This window comes from Burkholderia sp. BCC1644 (assembly GCF_902833225.1).
Classification (GTDB): domain Bacteria; phylum Pseudomonadota; class Gammaproteobacteria; order Burkholderiales; family Burkholderiaceae; genus Burkholderia.
On the sequence record NZ_CADFEI010000051.1, the window covers coordinates 1 to 1,024 of the forward strand.

Consider the following 1,024-nt stretch of genomic DNA (forward strand, 5'->3'; position numbering starts at 1 on the left):
GATCATGGGCCAGGTGCTGACGGCCGGCTCGGGGCAGAACCCGGCGCGGCAGTCGCTGATCAAGGCCGGGCTGCCGACGGCAGTGCCGGGGATGACGATCAACAAGGTGTGCGGCTCGGGCCTGAAGGCCGTGATGCTGGCGGCGAACGCGATCGTCGCGGGCGACGCGGACATCGTGATCGCGGGCGGCCAGGAGAACATGAGTGCGTCGCCGCACGTGCTGCCGGGCTCGCGCGACGGGTTCCGGATGGGCGACGCGAAGCTGGTCGACACGATGATCGTCGACGGCCTGTGGGACGTGTACAACCAGTACCACATGGGCATCACGGCGGAGAACGTCGCGAAGGAATACGGGATCACGCGCGAAGAGCAGGATGCGTTCGCGGCGTTGTCGCAGAACAAGGCGGAAGCCGCGCAGAAGGCCGGCCGCTTCAACGACGAGATCGTGCCGGTGTCGATCCCGCAACGCAAGGGCGAGCCGCTGCAGTTCGCGACCGATGAGTTCGTGCGCCATGGCGTGACGGCGGAATCGCTGTCGGGGCTCAAGCCGGCGTTCTCGAAGGACGGCTCGGTGACGGCGGCGAACGCGTCGGGTCTGAACGACGGTGCGGCGGCGGTGCTGGTGATGTCGGCGCAGAAGGCGGCGGCCCTCGGCCTGACGCCGCTCGCGCGGATCAAGGCGTACGCGAACGCGGGTGTCGATCCGAGCGTGATGGGCATGGGCCCGGTGCCGGCGTCGCGCCGGTGCCTGGAGCGCGCGGGCTGGACGCCGGGCGACCTGGACCTGATGGAAATCAACGAGGCGTTCGCGGCGCAGGCGCTGGCGGTGCACAAGCAGATGGGCTGGGACACGTCGAAGGTGAACGTGAACGGCGGTGCGATCGCGATCGGTCACCCGATCGGCGCGTCGGGCTGCCGGATCCTGGTGACGCTGCTGCACGAGATGGTCAAGCGCGATGCGAAGCGCGGGCTGGCGTCGCTGTGCATCGGCGGCGGGATGGGTGTCGCACTCGCGGTCGAGCGC

At 69.5% G+C, this 1,024-nt stretch carries 1 protein-coding gene; it reads left to right on the forward strand.

The window, feature by feature from the left end; translation table 11 throughout:
• On the forward strand, positions 1 to 1,024 hold a 1,024-nt coding region (locus HWX87_RS37615), incomplete at both ends, for an acetyl-CoA C-acetyltransferase (protein WP_176051835.1).